General features: G+C 74.7%; 11 protein-coding genes. 7 read left to right on the top strand and 4 right to left on the bottom strand.

Annotated features, from left to right (window positions below):
• Together E1266_RS34105 and E1266_RS34100 are read left to right on the top strand one after the other, a co-directional pair.
• A partial coding sequence (locus E1266_RS34105; RefSeq protein WP_207946087.1) for a rod shape-determining protein occupies positions 1–679 on the top strand: 679 nt, incomplete at its 5' end.
• Between the two features lie 66 nt (positions 680–745).
• Positions 746–1378: a class I SAM-dependent methyltransferase gene (locus tag E1266_RS34100; RefSeq protein ID WP_132054208.1), complete on the top strand. Its 633-nt coding sequence runs from the start codon at positions 746–748 to the stop codon at positions 1376–1378.
• 28 nt (positions 1379–1406) lie between these two features.
• Here the strand turns inward: E1266_RS34100 and E1266_RS34095 are convergent, their stop codons facing one another.
• Positions 1407–1628, bottom strand: coding sequence for an EF-hand domain-containing protein (locus E1266_RS34095; RefSeq protein ID WP_132054206.1), 222 nt, complete (start codon positions 1626–1628; stop codon positions 1407–1409).
• Positions 1629–1745: 117 nt separating this feature from the next.
• Between E1266_RS34095 and E1266_RS34090 the strand changes: the two genes are divergently transcribed.
• On the top strand, positions 1746–2552 hold the full coding sequence (locus E1266_RS34090) for a glycerophosphodiester phosphodiesterase (protein ID WP_132054204.1): 807 nt from the start codon (positions 1746–1748) through the stop codon (positions 2550–2552).
• A gap of 23 nt (positions 2553–2575) precedes the next feature.
• Here the strand turns inward: E1266_RS34090 and E1266_RS34085 are convergent, their stop codons facing one another.
• Positions 2576–2893, bottom strand: a complete 318-nt coding sequence (locus E1266_RS34085) for a type II toxin-antitoxin system Phd/YefM family antitoxin (protein WP_132054202.1) — start codon at positions 2891–2893, stop codon at positions 2576–2578.
• A gap of 212 nt (positions 2894–3105) precedes the next feature.
• On the opposite strand from E1266_RS34085, the gene E1266_RS34080 reads away from it, so the two are divergent.
• From E1266_RS34080 to E1266_RS34070, 3 genes are all read left to right on the top strand, one after another.
• Positions 3106–3651 (top strand): ATP-dependent Clp protease proteolytic subunit, encoded by a 546-nt coding sequence (locus E1266_RS34080; protein WP_132054212.1) that lies wholly within the window; start codon positions 3106–3108, stop codon positions 3649–3651.
• Positions 3648–4253 carry an ATP-dependent Clp protease proteolytic subunit gene (locus E1266_RS34075; RefSeq protein ID WP_132054200.1) on the top strand — a complete coding sequence of 202 codons (606 nt, stop codon included), beginning with the start codon at positions 3648–3650 and terminating at the stop codon, positions 4251–4253. Before E1266_RS34080 ends, E1266_RS34075 begins: the two co-directional genes overlap by 4 nt.
• Before the next feature lie 139 nt (positions 4254–4392).
• The gene (locus tag E1266_RS34070) at positions 4393–4737 is read left to right on the top strand and encodes an RNA polymerase-binding protein RbpA (protein ID WP_067802035.1); all 345 of its coding nucleotides are present in this window, start codon (positions 4393–4395) and stop codon (positions 4735–4737) included.
• Between the two features lie 99 nt (positions 4738–4836).
• On the opposite strand, the gene E1266_RS34065 is transcribed toward E1266_RS34070, so the two are convergent.
• Positions 4837–5538 carry a response regulator transcription factor gene (locus E1266_RS34065; RefSeq protein ID WP_132054198.1) on the bottom strand — a complete coding sequence of 234 codons (702 nt, stop codon included), beginning with the start codon at positions 5536–5538 and terminating at the stop codon, positions 4837–4839.
• Positions 5535–6575: a sensor histidine kinase gene (locus E1266_RS34060; protein ID WP_207946086.1), complete on the bottom strand. Its 1041-nt coding sequence runs from the start codon at positions 6573–6575 to the stop codon at positions 5535–5537. The genes E1266_RS34065 and E1266_RS34060 overlap by 4 nt, the downstream gene beginning before the upstream one ends.
• A gap of 134 nt (positions 6576–6709) precedes the next feature.
• Between E1266_RS34060 and E1266_RS34055 the strand changes: the two genes are divergently transcribed.
• On the top strand, positions 6710–7103 hold a 394-nt coding region (locus E1266_RS34055), incomplete at its 3' end, for an ATP-binding cassette domain-containing protein (RefSeq protein ID WP_132054196.1).

The following is a 7103-nucleotide window of genomic DNA, read 5'->3' as shown; positions in this document are numbered from 1 at the left end:
CCGCCCGCGCGCGCCCGCCGCCGGGGTCCGGCTCACCGGGACGCGGCCGGTCGCGGCCGCGTCCACGCCGGAGCCCGCCGCGCCGACGGCCCCGCCGGGAACGTCGACGCCGGAGACGACGCCCGGCCACGAACTGCGCCAGGTGCTGATCGCGGTGCCCGCCGCCGCGAACGGCACCCAGCAGAGCCGCGCGGTGACCGCCGTCGGCGCCGCCGCCGACCGCCCCGTCCGCACCATGCAGGCCCCGCTCGCCGCCGCCATCGGCGCCGGGATCGACCCCGCCGACCCCCGGCCCCGCCTGATCCTCGACATCGGGGCGGGCATCGTCGAGACGGCCGTCATCATGCGGGGCCGCGTCCACGCCGCGCGGTCCGTCCAGTACGTCCCCGAGCGGCCCGCGGGCCACCGGATGCCCCGCCTTCCCGAGCACGTCCGGGACCAGGTCGCCACCGCGCTGCGCCACATGCTGACCGACCTGCCGGGACCGCTGCGCAACACCGCCCGCGCCGGCGGGCTCCTGCTCACCGGCGGCGGCGCCTGCCTGCCGTCCCTGCCGGGACGGCTCACCACCGAGATGGGCCTGACCATCTCCGTGGCCCGCGACCCGGCACGCGCCACCATCCGCGGCCTCGCCCACACCTGCCGCTCCCCCGCGCTCTGGCGGCTCACCTCGGCCTGAGCAACCTTGTTGCCGTTCCGGCAACAAGGTTCGGCGGATCGCGCGGTGGCGGCGCATCATCGGGCCATGGAGCACACCACCGACCAGGAGTTCTGGGACGCCCGCTACGCCGGGCACGAGCGCGTGTGGAGCGGCGACCCCAACGCCGTCCTCGCCGAGGAGGCCGCCGAGCTGGAGCCCGGCACCGCACTGGACCTCGGCTGCGGCGAGGGCGGCGACGCCGTCTGGCTCGCGAGCCGGGGCTGGCGCGTCACCGCCACCGACGTCTCCGGCGTCGCCCTCGAACGCGCCGCACACCACGCCGAGGCAGCGGGCGTCGCCGACCGCATCGACTGGCAGCGCCACGACCTCGGAACGTCCTTCCCCGAGGGCCGCTACGACCTGGTCTCCGCCGCGTTCCTGCACTCCCCCATCGAGAGCATGCCGCGCGAGCGGATCCTGCGCACCGCCGCCGCGGCCGTCGCACCCGGCGGCATCCTGCTCGTCATCGGGCACGCCGGCCCGCCGCCCTGGGACCCCGACGCCCACCCCGGCGTGCACCTGCCCACGGCCGAGGAGGTCCTGAAGTCCCTGGACCTGCCCGACGGCGAATGGGACGTGCTGCGCGCCCGCGAGCACGAGCGCGTCCAGACGGCCCCGGACGGCCGCGTCATGACCCGCACCGACAACGCCCTCATGCTCCGGCGCCGCCCGTCCTGACCGGCGAACCGGCCGCGCGGCGCGAGGATCAAGAGGGGGCGGTCCGCTGCATGAGGGCGGTGAACTCCTCCAGGGAGATCTTCCCGTCGCGGTTGGCGTCGGCGGCCACGACGACCTCCACCGCACGCGTGCCGGTGATCTCCTCGCCGAGCGCGGCCATGAGGTTCTTCAGCTCGCCGGTCGAGATGTACCCGTCGCCGTCGGCGTCCACGAGCTCGAACGTCGCCCGGTAGTCCTCCACGTCCGCCATGCGGATGCTCCCTCGTTGATCGGGCTGGGGGATCAGACGGTAGCAGCGACCGTCCCGGCCGGGTGCCTTTACGTAGTAAGGTCCGATCGGGACGCGCCGTCCGCCATAATCGGACGGGTGCGCCGCTCGTACGAGTTCCTCGACCATCCCGCGCCGATCCCCTTCGCACACCGGGGCGGCGCGGGCGGCGGGCCCGAGAACTCCATGGCCGCGTTCCAGCACGCCGTCGACCTCGGCTACCGCTACCTGGAGACCGACGCCCACGCCACGGCCGACGGCGTCGTCGTCGCCTTCCACGACCGCACCCTCGACCGCGTCACCGACCGCGCGGGCACCATCGCCCAGCTCCCCTACTCCGAGGTCGCCAAGGCCCGTATCGGCGGCACCGAGCCGATCCCCCTCCTGGAGGACGTCCTCGGCTCCTTCCCCGAGGCGCGCGTCAACATCGACATCAAGGACGCCCCCGTCATCGGCCCGCTCGCCGCCGCGCTGCACCGCACGGCCGCCTGGAACCGGGTGTGCATCACGTCCTTCTCCACCCGCCGGCTGGCCCAGATGCGCGCCCGCCTCCCGCTGTTCACCCAGGGCGACGTCTGCACCGCCCTGGGCCCGCGCGGGGTGATGGCGCTGCGCGCCAGGTCCTACGGCGGGCCCGCCGCCAAGCTCGTCCGGCTCGCCGCCACCGGCGTCGCCTGCGCCCAGGTGCCCTACGGCCTCGGGCCCCTCCCCTTCGTCACCGAGTCGTTCATCGCCCACGCGCACGAGCTCGGTCTCCAGGTCCACGCCTGGACGGTCAACGAGCCCGCCGACATGGAACGCCTCCTGGACCTCGGCATCGACGGCATCATGACCGACGAGATCGACACGCTCCGGCGGATCATGGCGTCCCGCGGGCTCTGGCAGGGCCCCGCACCCGCCGGCTGACCCGCGCACGCCGGGCCGGCCGGTCAGCGGTTGAAGCCGGGCGGGCGGTACTCGGCCGCGATGCGCAGCGGCGACGGCTGCGGACGCTCCGCCGGCTGGGCGGGCTGGCCCTGCTGCTGGGCGGGCTGGCCCTGCAGCTGGGCCGGCTGCTCGCGCGCCGGGTCGCGCGCCAGGTCGAGGCGCCGCGACCGCGCCAGTTCCAGGAGCTCGAGGTCCTCCGGAGACACCAGGGCCGCCATGACCCTGCCGCGGCGGGTGAGCCGGACGGGATCGCCGGTGTAGGCGACCCGGTTGACCAGATCCGCGAACTGGGCCCGTGCTTCGGTAACCGGAACATCCACGTGATTCATCGTATAGCGAAACGGGGGAAGGTCCCCTGGTCCGCCTCGTCCGCCGGCGTTAGTGTCCATACGTACGGAGTGTACGTAACGTACAGATCAATTCGGAGGTGCACGTGAACGGAGAGCCAGGGCACCGCGCGAGCGAGCGGCCGGCGGAGACCTACATCGGGCGGTCGCGGCCCAGCACCGGCGACCTGCCGCGGCTGGCGGACATGCAGCTGTTCGAGCGCCTGCTGGCCCAGCGCATCGTCTTCCTCGGCAGCGAGATCGACGACCAGCTCGCCAACCGGGTCAACGCCCAGCTGCTGCTCCTCGCGGCACAGGACGCCGAGCGCGACATCACGTTCTACGTCAACTCGCCGGGCGGGGTCGTGGACGCCGGGATGGCGATCTACGACATGATGCAGTTCGTCCCGAACGACATCTCCACGGTCGCGATGGGAATGGCCGCCTCCATGGGACAGACACTTCTGTGCGCGGGAACGGCGGGCAAGCGGTACGCGCTGCGCCACGCCCGGGTCATGATGCACCAGCCGCACGGCGGGATCGGCGGCACCGCGTCCGACATCAAGATCCAGGCGGAGCAGTCGCTGTACCTCAAGCGGACCCTGGCGGAGCGGACCGCGTTCCACACCGGGCAGCCGCTGGAGCAGATCGAGGCCGACAGCGACCGGGACGCGTGGTTCACCGCGGAGGAGGCGCGCGACTACGGCTTCGTCGACCACGTGATCGACAGCACGGACCGGGTGGGCACATGACCCGCGCGGAGAGGCGCTACCTCGTCCCCGAGTTCGAGGAGCGGACGAACTACGGGCGCAAGGACACCAACCCCTACGACAAGCTGTTCGAGGACCGGATCGTGTTCCTCGGCGCGCCGGTGGACGACACCAGCGCCAACGACGTCACCGCGCAGCTGCTCGCGCTGGAGGGCATGGACGCCGACCGGCCCATCGCCCTGTACATCAACTCGCCGGGCGGGTCGCTGACGGCGATGCTGGCGATCTGCGACACGATGCGGTACATCGCGCCGCCGGTCGAGACCACCTGCGTCGGGCAGGCCGGGTCGGCGGCGGCGGTCCTGCTCGCGGCGGGCTCACCGGGCCGGCGGGCCGCGCTGACCGGCGCGCGGATCCTGCTGCACGAGCCGGCGATCGAGGTGTCCCGGGGCTTCGCCACCGACCTGGACATCCACGCCCGCGAGGTGCTGCGGCTGCGGGCGCAGACCGAGGCGATCGTGGCGGAGGCGACCGGGCGCGACCCGGAGACCGTCCGGCGCGACCTGGACCGGGCGCGGTTCTTCAGCGCCGCCGAGGCCAAGGAGTACGGGCTGATCGACGAGGTGATCACCTCGCGCGCCTAGCGGCTCCGCGGGGCGTTTCGCCCCCCGGCCCGGTGCGGCCGCAAACAGCAGGGTTGGATCACGCTGGGTGCGGGAATCTTGTCACGGTATTCAGCGTTGGTCAGGGCAAGACCGCAAGCCGTCTGGGAGGCACGTGACGATGGCCGAGCGCGCACTTCGCGGCACCCGACTCGGAGCGACGAGTTACGAGAACGATCGCAACACCGATCTCGCCCCTCGGCAAGAGGTAGATTACACCTGCACCAAGGGCCACCGGTTCACCGTGACGCTCGCCGCCGAGGCCGAGGTGCCGATGACCTGGGAATGCCGTAACTGCGGCGCTACGGCCCTGCGGGTCGACGGGGAACTGCCCCAAGCCAAGAAGGGCAAGCCGCCGCGGACCCACTGGGACATGCTCATGGAGCGCAGGACCGTCGAGGACCTGGAGGAGGTCCTGGCCGAGCGCCTTGAGATCCTGCGGGCGGGGCGCAGGAAGTCCGCATGAACATCTGAAACACCTGGTTCTCGAGTCGAACGAGGCGGGCCCGTACCGGCGGCGGTACGGGCCCGCCTCGTCTCCGGGCGCCGGAACACCGGATACTGTTCAGCCGCCCGTCCGGGGGTGGACGAGGCCGCTCTCGTAGGCGGTGACGACGGCCTGGACGCGGTCGCGCAGCCCGAGCTTGCGCAGGATCCGGCTGACGTGGGTCTTCACCGTCTCCTCCCCCACGACCAGGCGGGCGGCGATCTCGGCGTTGGTGAGGCCGCCCGCGACCAGGCGCAGCACGTCGGTCTCGCGTGCGGTGAGGACGTCCAGGACGCCGGGCCCCCGCGCCGGCGGGCGGGGCCGCAGCCTGGCGAACTCCCCGATGAGGCGGCGGGTCACGGCGGGCGCGAGCAGCGCCTCCCCCGCGGCGACGACCCGGACGGCGTCGAACAGCCGCTCGGCGGTGACGTCCTTGAGCAGGAACCCGCCGGCGCCGGCGACCAGGGCGTCGTAGACGTGCTCATCGAGGTCGAACGTGGTGAGGATCAGGATCCGGGGGGCGCCGGGCTCGGCGGTGATGCGGCGGGTGGCCTCGATGCCGTCCATCACGGGCATCCGCACGTCCATCAGCACCACGTCGGGCCGGTGCTCCCGGCACGCCCGGACCGCGGCGGCGCCGTCGGCGGCGGTGGCGACGACGTCCAGGTCCGGCTGGGTGCCGAGCAGGGCCCCGAACCCGGCGCGGGCGACCTCCTGGTCATCGGCCACCACGACCCGGATGACCCCCGCGTGCGCGCCGCCCGCCTGCTCCCCCGTCATGGCGCCTCCGCCGCGGGGAGGGTCGCCTCCACCAGGAACCCGCCGAGCGGGCCGGGACCGGCGCGCAGGCGGCCGCCGACGGCGGCGGCGCGCTCGCGCATCCCGAGGACCCCGAGGCCGGCGGGCGCGGCGCCGGGCGCGGGACCGGGCCCGTTGTCGCGGACGCTGACGCGCAGCGCCTCCGGCGTGTACTCGATCTCCACGTCCACGGCGGCGCCGGGCGCGTGCCTGCGGGCGTTGGTGAGGGCCTCCTGGACGATCCGGTAGGCGGCCAGTTCCAGGCCCGGGTCGAGGACGGTGACGCACCCGCGCAGGATCAGCCGGGCGCCGGCGGCCCCCGAGTCGCGGGTCTCGTCGACCAGGTCGAGGAGCTGGCCCAGGCCGGGCTGCGGCCGGCGGGTGGGCTCGCCGCCGGCGTCCTCGCGCAGCACGCCGAGCAGCCGCCGCATCTCGGTGAGCGCGGTCCGGGCGGTGTCGCCGATGGCCGACAGCCGCTCGGCGCCCTCCTCGGGCATGCCGGGCACGGCCAGGCGCGCCGTCTCGGCCTGGACGGAGATCATCGAGATGTGGTGGGCGACGACGTCGTGCAGTTCGCGGGCGATGCGGGCGCGCTCGCCGCGCGCGGTGTGCTCCAGCAGCGTCGTCTCGAACGCGCGCCGGGACGCCTCCAGCGCGGCGCTCTGGGCACGGCGCCGGACGATCGCGCGGCGGGCGAGCTCCGCCCAGACGGCGGCCAGCGCGGCCAGGGCGGCGACGGCGGCACCGCCGTGCAGGACGCACGCGGCCAGGGCGGCGGCGGTGACCGCGACGGCGGCGGCGGTGATCCGGTCGCGGGCCAGCGCGAGCGGCAGGGTGGCGGCCACGTCCACCAGGATCGCCAGGGACAGCAGGGCCCCGGACCCGTGCGCGCGGTACACGGCCTCGGCGGCCCCGGCCGCGGCCAGGCACACGCCCGCCACCGGCCACTGCCACGGCCCCGGCCGGCGCGCCGCCCGGCGCCCGCCCGCTCTCCCGGACCCGTCACCGCTGCGCCCCACGGGCGCAATTGTGGCGTGAACGGCGGCGCGGCGCGTCCCTCCCCAGGGGGACGCCGCGTCCCCCGGCGGCCCCGCCGGAGAGCGCTCCGCGGTGGGACGACCGCGGGCCGCGCCGGACCGTAGCCTCCCGGACCATGGACGCGACAATCGAAGTGCGGGGCCTGCGCAAGCGGTACGGGCCGACGCTCGCCGTGGACGCCCTGTCGTTCACGGCCCGCCCGGGGCAGGTCACCGGGTTCGTCGGCCCGAACGGCGCCGGCAAGTCCACCACGCTGCGGATGATCATGGGGCTGGACCGGCCCGACGCCGGATCGGCGCTGGTGGGCGGGAGACCGTACCGGTCGCTGCGGACGCCGCTGTGCCGGCTCGGGGCGATGCTGGACGCCTCGGCGGTGCATCCGGCGCGGCGCGCCCGCGACCACCTGCGGTGGCTGGCCCACGCCGGCGGCCTGCCGCGCCGCCGGGTCGAGGAGGTCATCGAGCTGACCGGACGCTGGCGGGAGGTGAGGCGTCCACGCTTCCGGAAGA

The organism is Actinomadura sp. 7K534 (assembly GCF_004348575.1).
In the GTDB taxonomy this organism is placed as follows: domain Bacteria; phylum Actinomycetota; class Actinomycetes; order Streptosporangiales; family Streptosporangiaceae; genus Spirillospora; species Spirillospora livida.
This window is presented reverse-complemented; position numbering and strand designations above follow the sequence as displayed.